At 37.8% G+C, this 15,185-nt stretch carries 13 protein-coding genes and 3 pseudogenes; 1 reads left to right on the top strand and 15 read right to left on the bottom strand.

All coding sequences use genetic code 11. The features are described from left to right. Positions 1-48: 48 nt before the first annotated feature. Together LEP1GSC190_RS07265 and LEP1GSC190_RS20740 are read right to left on the bottom strand one after the other, a co-directional pair. Positions 49-1,211, bottom strand: a pseudogene (locus tag LEP1GSC190_RS07265) (IS256 family transposase). A gap of 252 nt (positions 1,212-1,463) precedes the next feature. Beyond that, a pseudogene (locus LEP1GSC190_RS20740) lies at positions 1,464-1,783 on the bottom strand (transposase). A gap of 100 nt (positions 1,784-1,883) precedes the next feature. Between LEP1GSC190_RS20740 and LEP1GSC190_RS21015 the strand changes: the two are divergent. Continuing rightward, positions 1,884-2,009, top strand: a pseudogene (locus LEP1GSC190_RS21015) (IS5 family transposase); the annotation flags it as partial. A gap of 39 nt (positions 2,010-2,048) precedes the next feature. On the opposite strand, the gene LEP1GSC190_RS07260 reads toward LEP1GSC190_RS21015, so the two are convergent. The 13 genes from LEP1GSC190_RS07260 to LEP1GSC190_RS07200 are packed head-to-tail and all read right to left on the bottom strand — an operon-like array spanning position 2,049 to position 15,166. After that, positions 2,049-3,350, bottom strand: a complete 1,302-nt coding sequence (locus LEP1GSC190_RS07260; protein ID WP_004280841.1) for an O-antigen polymerase — start codon at positions 3,348-3,350, stop codon at positions 2,049-2,051. Between the two features lie 40 nt (positions 3,351-3,390). Further along, positions 3,391-4,656: an exopolysaccharide biosynthesis polyprenyl glycosylphosphotransferase gene (locus tag LEP1GSC190_RS07255; RefSeq protein ID WP_004280746.1), complete on the bottom strand. Its 1,266-nt coding sequence runs from the start codon at positions 4,654-4,656 to the stop codon at positions 3,391-3,393. Positions 4,657-4,675: 19 nt separating this feature from the next. After that, complete coding sequence (locus LEP1GSC190_RS07250) at positions 4,676-5,872, bottom strand: glycosyltransferase family 4 protein (RefSeq protein ID WP_004279944.1); 1,197 nt, start codon at positions 5,870-5,872, stop codon at positions 4,676-4,678. 9 nt (positions 5,873-5,881) lie between these two features. Continuing rightward, complete coding sequence (gene wecB / locus LEP1GSC190_RS07245; protein ID WP_036047963.1) at positions 5,882-7,009, bottom strand: non-hydrolyzing UDP-N-acetylglucosamine 2-epimerase; 1,128 nt, start codon at positions 7,007-7,009, stop codon at positions 5,882-5,884. Continuing rightward, entirely contained in the window at positions 7,002-8,012 is a 1,011-nt protein-coding gene (locus LEP1GSC190_RS07240) for a polysaccharide biosynthesis protein (RefSeq protein ID WP_004280227.1), read from the bottom strand. Before LEP1GSC190_RS07240 ends, wecB begins: the two co-directional genes overlap by 8 nt. Next, positions 8,005-8,901: a dTDP-4-dehydrorhamnose reductase family protein gene (locus tag LEP1GSC190_RS07235; protein WP_004280426.1), complete on the bottom strand. Its 897-nt coding sequence runs from the start codon at positions 8,899-8,901 to the stop codon at positions 8,005-8,007. Before LEP1GSC190_RS07235 ends, LEP1GSC190_RS07240 begins: the two co-directional genes overlap by 8 nt. Before the next feature lie 41 nt (positions 8,902-8,942). Next, positions 8,943-9,788, bottom strand: coding sequence for an NAD-dependent epimerase/dehydratase family protein (locus LEP1GSC190_RS07230; RefSeq protein WP_004280555.1), 846 nt, complete (start codon positions 9,786-9,788; stop codon positions 8,943-8,945). Continuing rightward, on the bottom strand, positions 9,781-10,494 hold the full coding sequence (locus tag LEP1GSC190_RS07225; RefSeq protein WP_004280193.1) for a sugar phosphate nucleotidyltransferase: 714 nt from the start codon (positions 10,492-10,494) through the stop codon (positions 9,781-9,783). Before LEP1GSC190_RS07225 ends, LEP1GSC190_RS07230 begins: the two co-directional genes overlap by 8 nt. Further along, the gene (locus LEP1GSC190_RS07220) at positions 10,487-11,485 is read right to left on the bottom strand and encodes an NAD-dependent 4,6-dehydratase LegB (protein WP_004280233.1); all 999 of its coding nucleotides are present in this window, start codon (positions 11,483-11,485) and stop codon (positions 10,487-10,489) included. Before LEP1GSC190_RS07220 ends, LEP1GSC190_RS07225 begins: the two co-directional genes overlap by 8 nt. A 57-nt stretch (positions 11,486-11,542) precedes the next feature. Then, positions 11,543-12,625, bottom strand: coding sequence for a glycosyltransferase family 4 protein (locus tag LEP1GSC190_RS07215; protein ID WP_004279917.1), 1,083 nt, complete (start codon positions 12,623-12,625; stop codon positions 11,543-11,545). A gap of 19 nt (positions 12,626-12,644) precedes the next feature. Then, on the bottom strand, positions 12,645-13,409 hold the full coding sequence (locus LEP1GSC190_RS07210) for an AglZ/HisF2 family acetamidino modification protein (RefSeq protein WP_004280036.1): 765 nt from the start codon (positions 13,407-13,409) through the stop codon (positions 12,645-12,647). Between the two features lie 3 nt (positions 13,410-13,412). Next, positions 13,413-14,027: an imidazole glycerol phosphate synthase subunit HisH gene (hisH, locus tag LEP1GSC190_RS07205; protein ID WP_004280357.1), complete on the bottom strand. Its 615-nt coding sequence runs from the start codon at positions 14,025-14,027 to the stop codon at positions 13,413-13,415. Next, entirely contained in the window at positions 14,024-15,166 is a 1,143-nt protein-coding gene (locus LEP1GSC190_RS07200) for an N-acetyl sugar amidotransferase (RefSeq protein WP_004280272.1), read from the bottom strand. Before LEP1GSC190_RS07200 ends, hisH begins: the two co-directional genes overlap by 4 nt. Positions 15,167-15,185 lie beyond the last annotated feature (19 nt).

Genomic DNA, 15,185 nt, shown 5'->3' with positions numbered 1-15,185 from the left:
GATCAATTATATTATTTATAGTTTAAGTACAAGAAATTTTAAGTCTGACTACACGGATGACGGTTTTTGAGATAACCTCATATTATTCAAAGCTAAATAAAGAAGCTTGATAGCCGCTTCATCGGTAGGAAACGAACCCCGATTCTTGATAATTTTTCTTAGCCCCATATTCACAGATTCGATAGCGTTTGTGGTGTAAATCGCCTTCCGAATATTAGGTGGATAGGCCAAAAAAGGAATCACCGATTCCCAATTGTTTCTCCAGGACTTGCTGATCATCGGATATTGACTGTCCCACTTGGCGGAAAAATCATCAAGGCTTTTCTTAGCTATCTCTGCCGATGGAGATTTGTAGATAGCCTTTAAATCAATCATCAACTCCTTCTTCTGTTTGTAAGAAACCCATTTCAAAGAATTCCTTACCATATGAACGATACAAAGTTGAACTTGTGCATTAGGAAAAACTGATATGATCGTATCCGGAAATCCCTTTAACCCGTCGACACAAGAATTAAGATATCTTCAACTCCGCGATTCTTTAAATCGGTTAAGATCTGAAGCCAGAACTTCGCTCCTTCAGTGCGTTCTACCCAGATCCCAAGAATCTCTTTTGTTCCCTGTAAATTGATTCCTAAAGCCAAATAGAAGGATTTGTTCACTACGTGGTTACCATCTCTCACCTTTACGACTAACGCGTCCATGATGAGAATCGGATATACTTTATCCAAAGAACGATTCTGCCACTCGATCACCGTTTCCAGTACCGAATCGGTTACTTGAGAAATTAGATCCGATGAAACCTCAACTTGATAAATTTCTTGGAGATGTTCGGAAATTTCGCGAGTTGTCATTCCGCGTGAATACATCGAAATGATTTTGTCATCGAAGCCGGTAAAACGTGTCTGACCTTTTTGTATGATCTGAGGTTCGAAACTGCCGTTTCTGTCTCGAGGTATTTCCAAATCGATTGTTCCAAAATCTCCTTTGAGCTTTTTGTTACTTTTTCCATTCCGAGAATTTCCTGTGTTATTGCCCAACGAGGAATTCTTCTCATATCCAAGGTGATGCGTCATCTCACCTTGCATCGCTCGCTCTATCAACGACTTCGTTAGTTGCTTTAAGAGGCCTGCATTTCCCAGTAGATCTTCAGGACTCTTATCTTTGATTAATTCATCGAGTAGCTCTTCAGCTCGATTTTTGGGGTTGCTCATATTGGGTTTATCCTTGTTACTTTTTGGTTATTCACAAGTCATTTACACAATCAAGCCGACACTCTCGGACAGGTTTCAACATCTCATAAAGCTTTCTGCCTCCCGTTGAGACAAAAGATGTCGAATTCTCTTACTTCATTAAAAAGTAGCTCTTCTGTTGAAATTAATGCCTTATTCATTTTAGGTATGAACTTTTAGTAAAACTCCTGACAAGACTTTCCAAAATATCGACAAGCATCCGGTATATTTATCCTAATATTCAATTTCTCTAAATTTCTCCCCGCTTCTTTGATACAAGATGACCATAGTTCTTTAAATCTCTCTCCGCAACCTTAACTAAACCCTTGTAAAGAATATTCTATATCGTCACATGTGATAACACTTTTTCAAGTTCTCGTATCCTTTTCCCTGCCTCTTTCAGCCGGTTCAATTCATTCTCCGTTTCCACTCTCACTATTTTACTCATCAGATTGATTTTTACTATACTTTTTTAACAAGCTTCGAATTGTCACTGAACCTTTGATTCTTAGTTTTTCATCGCCTGGTTCTGGTTGTATTTGCCATTCTATCATTTCCTCGGCCACTTTCCTCTTGAATGTGTATGTGTCACTGTAACGTTCGTTCTCATTTTACCTGCATTTTCCTGAAAACTTTTTATAGAACACTACAAGTTGGATCGTTGAAAGAACGAACAGTTGGAACAATCGATTCAGAGCCATTCTGATTCATTGGGAAAAAAATCAGAAAATTATCTGACATCTTTTTATCTCGTACGCTTTTAACTTTTTTAATAGGTAGTTTTGAGACGTACTCTTAGTTCTTGTTGAACGCTTTAATTCAAATAAGCCAAATGAACCATAATATGAATATAGTTTGAGTAATCTGCTCTGCCATTACAGGTTTAAAAATACCAAAAATTCCGACAAAAAATAAAGAAGCCAAAAGAGAAACATAATATGGATTAAGCGAAATAAATGACTTTGAAAATTTGGTCACGCAAAACCCAAAGAGAATTCCCATCCCAATAATAAAAGGAATTCCCCCATCCTTATAAAGAGTAAAAAGTACAGAACCGAAGGCATTATATTCTTTAGGTCTTCCGTCCTTCGAATACCCTATAATCCTGTTTTTATTTAAATACTCTCCAATCAAATCGCCCTGTACTTGTATATGTAGTGGTATACGAAAAAATGCTAAGGCAACCGAAAAGCTACTTTCTAAAGTACCTAACGAAGCTCTTCCATACGTCCTCTCATGTAGTAGTGATTTTCCGTCCTTCAACTCACTATCAAATATAGAAAAAGACTCTGTGTGGTAATCGATAATGTAGATATTTAAAAATTCGTGGAAATCAAATTGCCAATTCGAATTTCTTATAGCACTAATAAAAAAAACTCCAAACAAGATACATGTAGCAATGAGAATATGAATTAAACTGATAGAACTCAAAAAGCTTTTACTATTTCTAAAAACTTTAATCATTAAAACCAGAATTAGAACAATCAGAACGTAATAAAACCCAAAACGACCCAAAAACATCAATGTTTCCATTATCGTAAGAATCGCACCTAAAATCAAAATTCGCATTTTTTTTAATCGCAAATAAAACGCCGCACCTAAGAACAAAGATGCAAAAATAATTGGAGTTACTACTAAAGAATAATAATATAAGTATTTATTCTTCCCGAACAAAATCGACTCGCCGTAAACTCCGTATGCATAAGTTCTAAACGCGGACGGATACATTGCATCTGGTTTCAGGTTAATATAAATTGATTTTGATAAAAAAAACAAAACGATCGGAAATATGAAAATCAGAATAAAGTAAAAATAATATTTCTCCTTATCTTTAATGAGCAGACCGAAAAAAGAACGAGGCATAAGGCGAGCTTTATTTTGTGTCTTTATATCCCAAAATTTTGCAACACCAGCTCCCGCTGTCACCGAAGATAAAAGCATAATATAAAGAGAATATGTGTAATCGGAAGGGATAAAAAGCCCAGTTAAAGAGAACGAAGACAAAAACATCCAAAAAAACCAATAGGCTTGGATTAAAAGAAGAATCCAGCTTGTCTTTTTCAAGAACAGATAAGAAAATGCCAAATTTAAAACGCCAAGCACAAATATAATAAGCGACATCAATTCCATCGTACCTAATTCAATATTTTATTTCTAACTTCTATCTAGCTCCAAAACCTGTCAGAATCGTTTTAACGGTTTTAAAAGCAATCAACATGTCGAGCCAAAATGAAAAATTCTTTATATAATAAAAGTCGTACTCTAACTTCACGTTCATTCCATCCACTTCAGCGGCGTAACCCTGTTCTACCTGCGCCCAACCGGATATACCAGGTCTAACAACATGTCGATAAGCAAAAAAAGGAACGTCTTTTTCATACCATTCCGAAAGTTCCATGGATTCGGGCCTAGGTCCGATAAAACTCATATTTCCTAATAAAACGTTAAAAATCTGAGGAAGTTCGTCGATTCTATATTTCCTCAGATACTTGCCCAACTTAGTGATACGTGGATCGTTTTCCCCTTCCGTAAATCCTTTTCCCTTTATATCCTGAGACATAGTCCTGAATTTTATGACCGTAAACGGTTGGCCGCGAAACCCCATACGTTTTTGAAGGAAAAATACCGGACCTCGACTTTCCATACGAATCAAAACGGAAGTAATCAAAAGTATGGGAGTTAAAAAAGGAATTAAAACGACCGCCGTAAGAAAATCAATGAAACGTTTTATTCTTTCATAAAAAATGAACGGTAAAAGAGTTCCTAACTCATTTTCCGAAAGATGATTGATTTTCACTCTTCCGGTTAATGATTCTATAATCTGCTTCGTATGATAAACTGGAATTCTAGAAAGAGTACACTTGGCCAAAAACTTTTCCCAATCCGAAGTTAAATCTTCGGACAGTAAATCGGCAACCACCCCGTCAAATCGTTGTTTTTCGAGGTCCGGCTTTTGTAAAAAAACGAACTCCGTTCCGTGAAGACTAGGAAAATCAAGCGCTTCTCCGAATGGGATCAAGGCAAATCTCTGTTTTCTATATCGATGACCTAAAAAATATCCGATATAACACCAAACAAGAGTTACTGCAGCTCCTAGAATCATTCCTTGAATACTATAATCCAAACGCACCAGTAAATAGATCAACATCATGAAGCCATAAATTATCGCGGCGGAAGGGAGGATATATGCGGAAGATTGCGCCCCTGGATATTTAAACAACTTCCGAAGAGAAGTCGCCATAATGGAAAAAGAAATCAATACTCCGATGAGAGTATTAGAACTATTCGTATCGATATGTTTCCAAAATTCCAATCCCCATCTTGGAATCACCGTGATCACTATAATCAAAACGGCCCCAGTCAAAAGTTGGAAAGTATTACTAAGTAATACTTGTTCATGAATCCTAGAATGACGCCTAATGTACATATAGAATAGATTTTTGATTTTAGAAGCTTTGATAGGACTTTAAAATCGCATCAGCAGCCAAATCTACGGAAAATTTTTGTTTTAATAAAACTGCGGAATTTTCGCCGCATTCTTCACGAACTTTCGGATTCAAAAATTTGAATGCATTTTCATAGAACAGTTCATCCTGTCCTGATATGGAAACAAAACCCGCTCCTGCAGAATGAATAACCTCTTGTAAATCATTCCCAGAATTCACGGACCCTAAAATCGGCTTTCTTTGACGCATATATTCGAGTATTTTGCCCGGAAAGTTGTGGGTTTGATGTTTTGCACTGAGAGTAAACAGACCCACGTCGAATTCCGATAGCATTTTCTTATATTCTTCTTGAGAAACAGAATCGAGCAAAGTTACATTCGAAATACTTTCTGAATACAACGTTTTCTTCACCAAATCAAATTCATCCCCGGCCCCTACTAACAAAAAATGCGCCTCTTGGTTACGCTGCATTCGTTTCGCAAGGTGCAAAATATTTCTCATATCCTGCGCCTGGCCGATATTTCCACCGTAAAAAAAAACGATCTTATCTTCTAAATTCAATCTTTTGCGATAAAAATTTCCTTGATTCAATACCAAGGTTGAGTCAGTAGCCCAATTGTAAAGAAGTTGAATATTTTTAAATTCCGGAAACTTTTTAGAAAACCATTCCATGTTTTTAGGCGATTGAACTGCGATCGCATCTGCAACTCTATAGCTTTTCATTTCGCAATATCTCAAAAAGAACGTTAAGGGAGAATATTTATGGATCAAGCCGCTATCAATTACCCACTGCGGAAATAAATCCCTAAGAATTAAATAGGCAGGGGCTCTCCAAATCCGTTTCAATTTTCGAACCAGACCGAACCAAAAAATCGAAGGAGAATAATAGATTATATAATCGTGCGGGTTCGAGGTAAGATAATTCTTTAATGATTTCCAAGATCTCTGCGAAAGTAAAGCTTCGTTTATCAATCTTTTGAGTTTCGAAATATTCTTAATCGGACCAGAACGAAAACGAAGAACTTTGACTTGATCCAATTCGTCCAGACGAAACGGAACAGGTAGATCAGCCCCCGGAGTGACAACGGTAACTTCATGATTTCTCGAAACAAACTCCAGCGCCAGTTCATGCATCATCTTCGCAGCAACCTTGATACTACCCGGAAGATAATCATCTACGACGATGCAAATTCTCATAGAAAATACTTAACTTTTATGCCATACGGTTCGATTGATATAATCCGTATAACTTTGAACGATGGAGACGATCTTTTTAGAAACCTGTCCGGCAGAATAATCGTCAACTACTCGATAATGCCTAATACCGGCCCTATATTGACCCACTACAATTCGAACGGATTCAAGAATTCTCTCTTTTGAGAGCCCGCTCATTATGAGAGTGCCGACGTCCATCCCTTCCAGACGTTCATGAGTATTCCGAATGGTAACTGCGGGAAGGTCAAGTAAAGACGCTTCTTCCGTTATCGTTCCGCTATCGGAGAGAATACAAAACGCAGACATCTGTAATTGAACATAATCGAAAAATCCAAACGGTTTTAAGAAGGTTATCAAAGGATTCATTTCAACTTCTTTGAAATCCTCCAATCTTTTGCGAGTTCTGGGATGTGTGGAAACGATTACTGGCAGGCCGTATTCCTCACAAATTACATTCAAAGATTCCAATAGCCTTTTTAGATTTTCTATCGTATCCACATTTTCTTCCCTATGAAAACTAACTATAAAGAATTTATATTTTTCTAATTTAATTTTTTCTAAAATATCTGATTTTTCGATCTTTGCCTTGTAATATTTAAGAACCTCGTCCATATGAGATCCGGTTTTGATAATTGTTTCAGGTTTGATTCCTTCCGCCAAAAGATATCTTCTTGCATGCTCCGTTAAGACAAGGTTGATATCACTCAGATGATCCACAACTTTACGATTCAACTCTTCCGGAACCCTTTGATCGAAACAGCGATTTCCCGCCTCCATATGAAATATGGGAATCTTTCTTCGTTTGGCGGAAATTACCGCAAGACAAGTATTCGTATCTCCGTATAAAAGCAAAGCGTCCGGTTTTTCTTTTTCAAAAACTTCATCCGCCTTCAAAAGCACTTGAGCAATCGTTGCAGCCGCGGATTCCCCGGCTGCATTTAAGAAATGATCGGGCTTACGGATTTCTAAATCTTCAAAAAACACTTGATTGAGTTCGTAGTCGTAGTTTTGGCCAGAATGAACCAATATATGTTTGAAATTTCGATCCAATTCAGCAATGACCCGACTCATTTTAATGAGTTCCGGTCTAGTGCCTACGATAGTCATTACCTTAAACATTCAATTTCTCTTGAATGTAATCCAATTTAAGTAAAAGTTCTTTAATTTCCGGAACATTCAATCGTTTCGTATTGTGAGAAGTATAATCGTCGAGTTGCGAAACTTTTTGTTCGCCTTCCACAAAATACTTATTGTAATTTAAGTCTCGGTTATCCGCCGGAATTCGATAGTAACGTCCCATGTCCTCGGCTTTGGCCATTTCTTCTCTGGAAACCAAGGACTCGTAAAGTTTTTCTCCGTGTCTGGTTCCTATAATTGAAATGCTATTCTCTTTTTTGAATATTCCAATAAGCGCTTCCGCCAAATCCTGAACCGTGGAGGCGGGAGACTTTTGTATAAATATATCCCCTTGTTGTCCGTGATTGAATGCGTATAATACCAAATCCACCGAATCCTCTAAAGACATTAAAAAGCGCGTCATATGCGGATCAGTTACGGTTAACGATATATTTTTTTTAATTTGCTCTATAAAAAGAGGAATCACAGAACCTCTAGAAGCCATAACATTTCCATACCGAGTCGCACACAGAATCGTTCTCCCTTCCGGGATAGTTCGCGATTTTGCCACTAATAATTTTTCAGCCATCGCTTTGGAAATCCCCATTGCGTTAATCGGGTAAACCGCTTTATCCGTGCTTAATAGTACAACCTTTTGTACTTGATTCGCAATGGCCGCATTGAGAACGTTTTCGGTTCCAATTACGTTTGTTTTAATCGCCTCCATAGGGTAAAATTCACAGGACGGGACCTGTTTTAATGCGGCCGCGTGAAAGATATAATCGACTCCGATAGTCGACTGAAAGATACTGTCGTAGTCTCTTACGTCTCCGATATAGAACTTTACTTTTTCATTCGATAAGGATATTCGCATATCCTCTTGTTTTTTTTCATCCCTGCTAAAGATACGTATTTCTTTTACATTGGTTCCCAAAAAACGTTTTAAAACCGTATTCCCGAAAGAGCCGGTCCCGCCGGTGATCATCAGTATTTTATTATTAAACATGGATATTATCCAAATATTGTTCTTTGTACTTTTTCATCAAAAGAATTAAATTCTTCCATGGCAAAGGTTTATAAGAAGTTTCTTTTCTGAATTTGGTTGAATCCAAAGAGCGATCTACAATTACTTCTTCGCTCTCTAAAATTTTATTATTTTTTCCATACACTTCTCCAACTAAACTCAGCAAATCGAATTTAGAAATAGGATCAGAAGAAATATGATAGAGTCCATAGAGTTTCGGATTGGGAATGATTACTGTCTTGATGATTTCGGCGATTTCACAGGAAGGAAGCCCCGAAAAAAAGGCATTTTTATATCCTTTCACTTCACCGTTTTGTGATAAAAACCAATCGACCAAGGAATAGTTCGAATTGAGTTCATGGCCGATAATGGAAGTGCGTACCGTAAACACATGAGGTTCTTCCCGGATTTCTCCGATTTCTTTAGATCTGCCGTATAAATCCTCCGCATCGGGCGTATCAGTTTCTGTATAATTCCCCTTTTGACCGTTAAAAACACAATCCGTGCTGATCAAAATCAATCTGGCCCCGACCAATTTGCATAGATTGGAAAGTCTGTGCGGTAAAAGAGAATTGATGGGCAAAACGGTAATTGGATCCTTCGCCAATTTTTGCTGTTTGATGATTCCCACACAATTAACAACGATATCCGGTTTTATGTTTGAAAATAAACGAAGTAACTCGTCCTCGTTTAAAACATCCATATTCGATGTGATCTTTTCCGATTCCGCTTTCGTAAAGAATCTCAAATATTCAATACTTCTAACTGTTCCCTGAACTTCAAATTCGGCGTTCTCGGATAGAACGCGAAACACTGCGTTTCCCAACATTCCCGATACACCTAAAACCAGTATTTTTTTCTGAGACAACATGATACAATTTAAATTTCCTAATTCGTCGTTTTGTTTAAAAATCAGAGAACTTTCAATATTTCGGCCAACCCGTTTCGAAATGACCAAATCGGTTCCCATCCTAACACTTCTTTTGCTTTGGAAATGTCGGCTACGACATTGGAAATTTCCTCCTTTCTTTCTTTGAATTCCGATAAAACCGGTAAATTCGTATGAGCTATCTCCTGAGCGATGGAAATGACTTCCTGCACCGAATAAGAAACTCCAGAACCGATATTGAACTTGTGAAAACCGGTAATAGGAAATAAAGCGGAGGAAATCGAGTTCAAGACGTCCTCCAAATAAATAAAATCCCTTTTAGGTGCTAGATCCAAAACACGAACTTCCTTCTTGGTTTTAATCTGTTTAAGAATTGTCGGGATTAAAAAATCCTCCCTTTGTCTCGGACCGTAAACATTAAATAATCTTAAAACCTTAATATTCATATTTTTAAATTTAGAATAAAACTCGCAGACCTGCTCCGCCAGATGTTTAGACAAAGCATACGGATTGTTCGGCGCGATTCTATGAGTTTCAGAAATCGGAATTTTTTCGGGTTTCCCATACAAATAGGCGCTGATAAATACGAATTGTGCATCGTATTTAAGGGCGTAATCCAGTGCATTCTGAGTGCCCATTACGTTGGAGTTGATAAACGAACGAATATCTTTCCAACTATCGGGTACATATGTTTGGCCCGCCAAATGAACAACGGATTTTGTTTCAGGCAATTTTGACCAAGTCAAAGGATCGCACACGTCCCCCATCTTTCGATCAAGCGCACAAACGGATAAACCCTGGTTTCGAAATTTTTCGACTAAAGGTTGCCCAATAAAGCCGGATGCTCCTGATACCAACACATCAATCATGAAATAAGGTATTTTTCATTGTTTCAAATTCTTCGATCGCTTTCTCATAATCGTCCGGACGTCCAATGTCTAACCAATAGCCCTCATGCGGTCGAACTGAAACAGGTTTGTCTAATTTAATTAACTTTAGCATTAGGTTATCAAATCCAAAAATGCTATCTTCAGGAATAAAATTTAGAGCAGCCTGGTTTACCATATACACACCCATGCTTACTTCATAATTTTGCGCAGGTTTTTCTCGAAAACCAGTTAGAAGTCCGTCGTTATCTGTTTCTAAGACTCCATAATCAATCATCTGTTGTCTTTTTTTGGATGAGATAGTAAAGATAGATTTCGATTGAACATGCACTTGATAAAAATTAGCAAAATCTATATCCGTAAGTACATCTCCGTTCATTACTAAAAAATCATTTGGCAGATCAGAAATCAACTTCAACGGTCCCATCGTGCCCAACGGTTTATCTTCTAAAGAATAATCAATCTTCGTATTCCACCTACTTCCATCTTGGAAAAAAGCTCGGATCAATTGAGCTTGATGATTTACGGCCATAGTAATATGAGAAAATCCTGATTTTACCAGTTGTTTAACAATAACTTCTAAGATAGGGTATTCTCCAATAGGCATCAATGGTTTAGGAAGTACAGTAGTATAAGGACGTAATCGTGTCCCTTTGCCACCCGCTAGAATAACCGCGCGTTTAGACATTGTAGACCTCTGCCTTATAACTCTTTAAATTTTCAGGATATCGAAACCACTCAATGGTTTCAGTAAGACCGCGTTTAAATCCTTCTAACCCACTGTAGGCCGGTTGCCAACCAAACAAATCTTTCGCTTTCTGATTGGAAGACCAGAGCCTCTCCACTTCACTTTTTTCGGGTCGTATTCGATTAACATCGGATACGATCTCAACTTCCTTGTCTAAAATACTTGCGATCAGCTTCACTGTATCTCCAACAGAAATTTCAAATCCATTTCCGATATTGATCACCTCTCCAAAACCTTGTTTGGATTTTAAGGCGCTAATAAAACCGTTCACGGTGTCCGTTACAAAGTTAAAATCACGGGTTGGACTCGTAGAACCCAATTGAATCTTTGTTTTTCCACTGAGCAACTGAGTAATGACCGTCGGAATGATGGCCCTTGCCGACTGCCTGGGACCGTATGTATTGAATGGTCGAACGATGATGACCGGTGTTGAAAAAGAGGAATAAAACGAATAAGCCAGTTGATCGGCGCCGATTTTACTTGCAGAATACGGAGACTGTCCCTTCAGAGGATGTTCTTCCGTAATGGGAACAAACTGGGCCGTACCATAAACTTCGCTCGTAGAAGTATGAATGACTTTGCTTAAATTTAGATCCCTTGCCGCTTGCAGAACATTCAACGTTCCTTTAATATTCGTGTCGACATACGTATCCGGAGAATGATAGGAATAAGGAATACCAATAAGAGCTGCCAAGTGCAGAACGGCGTCAATTCCCTTCATCGCGGTTCTGACTCCGTTTGGGTCGCGAACGTCACCCGTAAAAATTTCGAATTTACCCCTGACGTCGCTGGAACAATAATCCAACCAACCCCAAGTGTTAAAAGAATTATAATAAACGAAAGCTTTGACTTCGAATCCCGATCTAACCAAAGCCTCTGTAAGATGTGAACCTATAAAACCGTCGGCGCCGGTAACTAAAATTTTTTTCAAAGGAGGACCTCTTCGTTTTATTTATGAATGAATATAAGTTTGGATTCAAAAAACGGATCACAAACCGATCACATTCTTAAGATTGGAAGTATAAATACCGACTCTATATTTTTCAACAGCCGATTGATTATTATACAAAGCAATTTTTAAAAGATTCTTTTGCTTTACGAGTAAATCCGAAAGAATCTTCGTAATTGACTCGGGTGAATTTTCCTGAATTTGAAATCCGTTTATTTGATCTGTAAAAATATCTAAAATTCCACTCTGACCGGTTGTAATCACCGCGCAACCTGCGGCATACGCTTCTAAAATGGAAATCGGCTGGCCTTCAAAAAACATTGTTGGTAGACAAAAAATATGCGTTTTTTCGAATAATTCCTTCTTCTTCTCATCATCAATCAAACCGTAATATCGAATGTTCTTTTTGCCTTCAATTCTTTCCTCGAAAATCGACTTTTCCTCTTCTGTGTCAAATCTTCCAGCAAATTCAAGCACGTATTTTTTTTGAAGATCAGATTTCAATGATAGAAAACCTTCAAGTAATATCAAATATCCCTTCAAAGGAATCATATTACTGATAAATAATAATCGAATTGGATTTGGCTGTTCAAACTTTCGTCGAATTGCTTTTTCTGGAAGAAATAAATAGTCTTGAGCAAAATTGGGGATGATTGAAATTTTTTTCCGATCCACATAATCTCGGAAAATTTCCAAATGGGAATCCCCGGAAAGAATCACTCCACCCACTCTTTTGATAAAAAATCGATTGAATCTAAATACCCAAGGATATTTATCAAACAAAAGCCTTTTTAAACTCCCACCGTGAAGATGAATGTACATCTTCGGAAGCAGATTAAAACAGATCATATAAATCAAAACATCCTTTAAGTTTCCCGCAAGAGATTCAGAAATTGTAAAGTATATGGCGTCCGTTTTCGACTTTTTAAAAAAAGTTCGAACTAAAACCTTTAAAATTTCAACAACCCTTTGTATGGAATCCATTCCTTCCTTCAGACTTTGTTTCCTAAGATTAATCACTTCGACGTTATGTTCGGAAACAATACTGTCATAAAATTCCTTACTGACCAGGGAATGACCGTTGATCGGAGGCGGCAAAGGAGCAATATATAAAACTTTCATAATAAATTTGGCTTCCTATTCAGGGAAATAACGCTTCTTTATCCGTTCCATTTGGATAGTTGATTAAAACCGCCTTATGTACTCCTTTATAAACAAAAAGACTTCCCGCAGCTACGCCGATAATTCCAAGTTCCTGAATTAGATTTTTGATGTGATCCAGCGAACCCGCTCCGCCTAAAACCGTAATCGGAATCTTACAGATACTTTGAATCTTTTTGATGATCTCGATCTCATAACCGGCCATAGTTCCGTCGCGATCAATGGAATTGAGTATGATTTCACCTGCGCCCAATTCGATAACTTCTTTCACCAAATCCTCAAGATGTTTTCCAGTTTTTTTAGTTCCGTTATGAATCATCACTTCGTATCTTCTCGATAACATCGCTTTTTTAAAGTCGATTGCTACGACCACACTCTGACTTCCCAAGTAGGTGGCCATAGTGGAGATCATTTCCGGATTTTCGATTGCGAGTGAACTTACAATTATTTTTTCCACACCAAAACTCAAAATTCGATTCGCCTGGTCCAAATCCTTAATTCCACCACCGTAACACAAAGGCATTCTGCATTCATTCGCCAAACGTTCGATTAGACGATAATTAGGTTCCTTTCCTTCTTTGCTGGCGGAGATATCTAAAACCGCAAGTTCATCGGCTTCTTTTTCATTAAAAATCCTTACGGCATTCAATGGGTCACCGATATATCTTTCGTCGCCGAATTGGATCGTTTTGACCAATCCATTCTCTTGTAACAACAATACGGGTATGATTCTGGGTCTTAACATAAATTATAAACTTGCAAAATTACGAATCAAGGCGACTCCATTGTGGTGACTTTTTTCGGGATGAAACTGAGTTCCGTAGATATTTTCGCGATTCACCGCACATGCAAAATCCCCTCCATAGTTCGCCATCGCAATCACATCTTTCTTGTCCTCGCATTCTATATAATATGAATGTAAGAAATAGAAACGAGGATTCTTCTCCAAATTTTTCAGTAACGTATTTTCTCTCGTAGAGTTAACTTCGTTCCAACCTATTTGAGGAATGGCAAGAGAGGAATCGGATCGATCAAAGTTGAACTTTTTCACTCTTCCCCCAATCCAACCTAGACCCGATTTACTACCCTCTTCGCTGGAGGAAGCTAAAATTTGCATTCCCACACAAACGCCTAGTATAGGAATTTTTTTGTTGATTATTAAATCGGAAAGCACGTCCCGAATGCCCGATTCGATCAACTTATCCATCACGCTATCGAACGAACCCACACCCGGCATAATGATTTTTGCACAACCTTTTAGTTCCTGTTCGGTTTTAACGATCTGATGATGAAAATTCAAACCTTTGAGAACGTTCGCAAAAGCCTTTAAGTTCCCGACTCCGTAGTCTAAAATTCCAATCACTGGATGATCCTTTTTTCGATCCCAAGCATTCTAAAAATTTTAGTTCCAAGACTGATCAAACCGCTTGTGGATTTATAGTCTCTATAGGATTTATTTTCCAACTTTTCCAATCTCTCTAGTTCCTCTCTTGTGATATCCAATTTGGAAGCGATATAGTCGAAATCCTTAGAAATGGAAAGTTGATCATACGGCGTTTGACCGATTTCTTTCAAAGCATCTTCCCGCATTTTTTGATTGGTCAAAATCAGACTTGAATAATGGGCTTTTCTTTTATCGTACCCGAACTTATTCGGCAGCCAATATCCTTCATAAAATTTTGTGAATCTGGATTCGTAGTGTTTATGACTGTATCTCTGCCAACCGAATTTGGTTTCAAGTTCTCGAATGGCTTCTTCTTTGGTATAGGGAACGTAATTCAATGGCTGAACAACTTTCAATCTTTTGAATATTCTATAGTATATTTTATATTTGAATATCCCCGCCAAAGGAAAGGTCTTTAGCTTTCTTTTTCCAAATTTTTTATGAATATCCTTCAACTGTCTTAAATCCGAAGCGTGATAGTGCCATTCCAAAGGTTCCCGTATACATTCGGTGGAATAGTTTCCGCCGTTTAAAATATAATGAAACCCGTGCTTTGCGCAATAATTGTAGAGTGAGGCAAAAAAGACATGATCTTGCGGAGTATCTAAGTGAGGAACGCCTGCCTTAAAAAAAGACAACTGTAAGTCTTTCATCTCTTCCCAATTTACCACTTCAGTGATTAGGTCCAATTTCAATCCATCGACTATCTTTTCGATATTATTAACCGCTTCTTGAGAATTCCAACCCGCGTCCACATGAAACAAAAGAGGTCTTAGACCGAATTTTTTCTTTGCTAAGTAGGCTAAGTAAGAACTATCCACACCTCCACTTATACCAAGGATACAATCATATTCCTTGCCCTTACCGGCCAACTTGACCTTGTCTATCATCTCCTGAAGTAAAGAGGGGTTACTTAGTTTTTTATCCCATTCGGGTTTGATATTTTGAAAAAAGTTCAAACAATGATTACAAATACCCTTTTCGTTGAATGTTATATTTGGATCGGTAGTGTCCATTACACAACTCTTACACACTATAATCTCTTTTGAATTTTGCATTTTGCCTCTTAATGATGAT

The sequence above is a fragment of the Leptospira mayottensis 200901116 genome, from assembly GCF_000306675.2.
GTDB lineage: Bacteria > Spirochaetota > Leptospiria > Leptospirales > Leptospiraceae > Leptospira > Leptospira mayottensis.
This window is presented reverse-complemented; position numbering and strand designations above follow the sequence as displayed.

What these genes read in the sequence shown, in the direction of transcription:
- LEP1GSC190_RS07240 (WP_004280227.1), bottom strand. Translation starts at nt 8,012, where the DNA reads ATGTTTAATAATAAAATACTGATGATCACCGGCGGGACCGGCTCTTTC.
- LEP1GSC190_RS07225 (WP_004280193.1), bottom strand. Translation starts at nt 10,494, where the DNA reads ATGTCTAAACGCGCGGTTATTCTAGCGGGTGGCAAAGGGACACGATTA.
- LEP1GSC190_RS07235 (WP_004280426.1), bottom strand. Translation starts at nt 8,901, where the DNA reads ATGTTGTCTCAGAAAAAAATACTGGTTTTAGGTGTATCGGGAATGTTG.
- LEP1GSC190_RS07210 (WP_004280036.1), bottom strand. Translation starts at nt 13,409, where the DNA reads ATGTTAAGACCCAGAATCATACCCGTATTGTTGTTACAAGAGAATGGA.
- LEP1GSC190_RS07215 (WP_004279917.1), bottom strand. Translation starts at nt 12,625, where the DNA reads ATGAAAGTTTTATATATTGCTCCTTTGCCGCCTCCGATCAACGGTCAT.
- LEP1GSC190_RS07200 (WP_004280272.1), bottom strand. Translation starts at nt 15,166, where the DNA reads ATGCAAAATTCAAAAGAGATTATAGTGTGTAAGAGTTGTGTAATGGAC.
- LEP1GSC190_RS07255 (WP_004280746.1), bottom strand. Translation starts at nt 4,656, where the DNA reads ATGTACATTAGGCGTCATTCTAGGATTCATGAACAAGTATTACTTAGT.
- wecB (WP_036047963.1), bottom strand. Translation starts at nt 7,009, where the DNA reads ATGTTTAAGGTAATGACTATCGTAGGCACTAGACCGGAACTCATTAAA.
- LEP1GSC190_RS07250 (WP_004279944.1), bottom strand. Translation starts at nt 5,872, where the DNA reads ATGAGAATTTGCATCGTCGTAGATGATTATCTTCCGGGTAGTATCAAG.
- LEP1GSC190_RS07260 (WP_004280841.1), bottom strand. Translation starts at nt 3,350, where the DNA reads ATGTCGCTTATTATATTTGTGCTTGGCGTTTTAAATTTGGCATTTTCT.
- LEP1GSC190_RS07230 (WP_004280555.1), bottom strand. Translation starts at nt 9,788, where the DNA reads ATGATTGATGTGTTGGTATCAGGAGCATCCGGCTTTATTGGGCAACCT.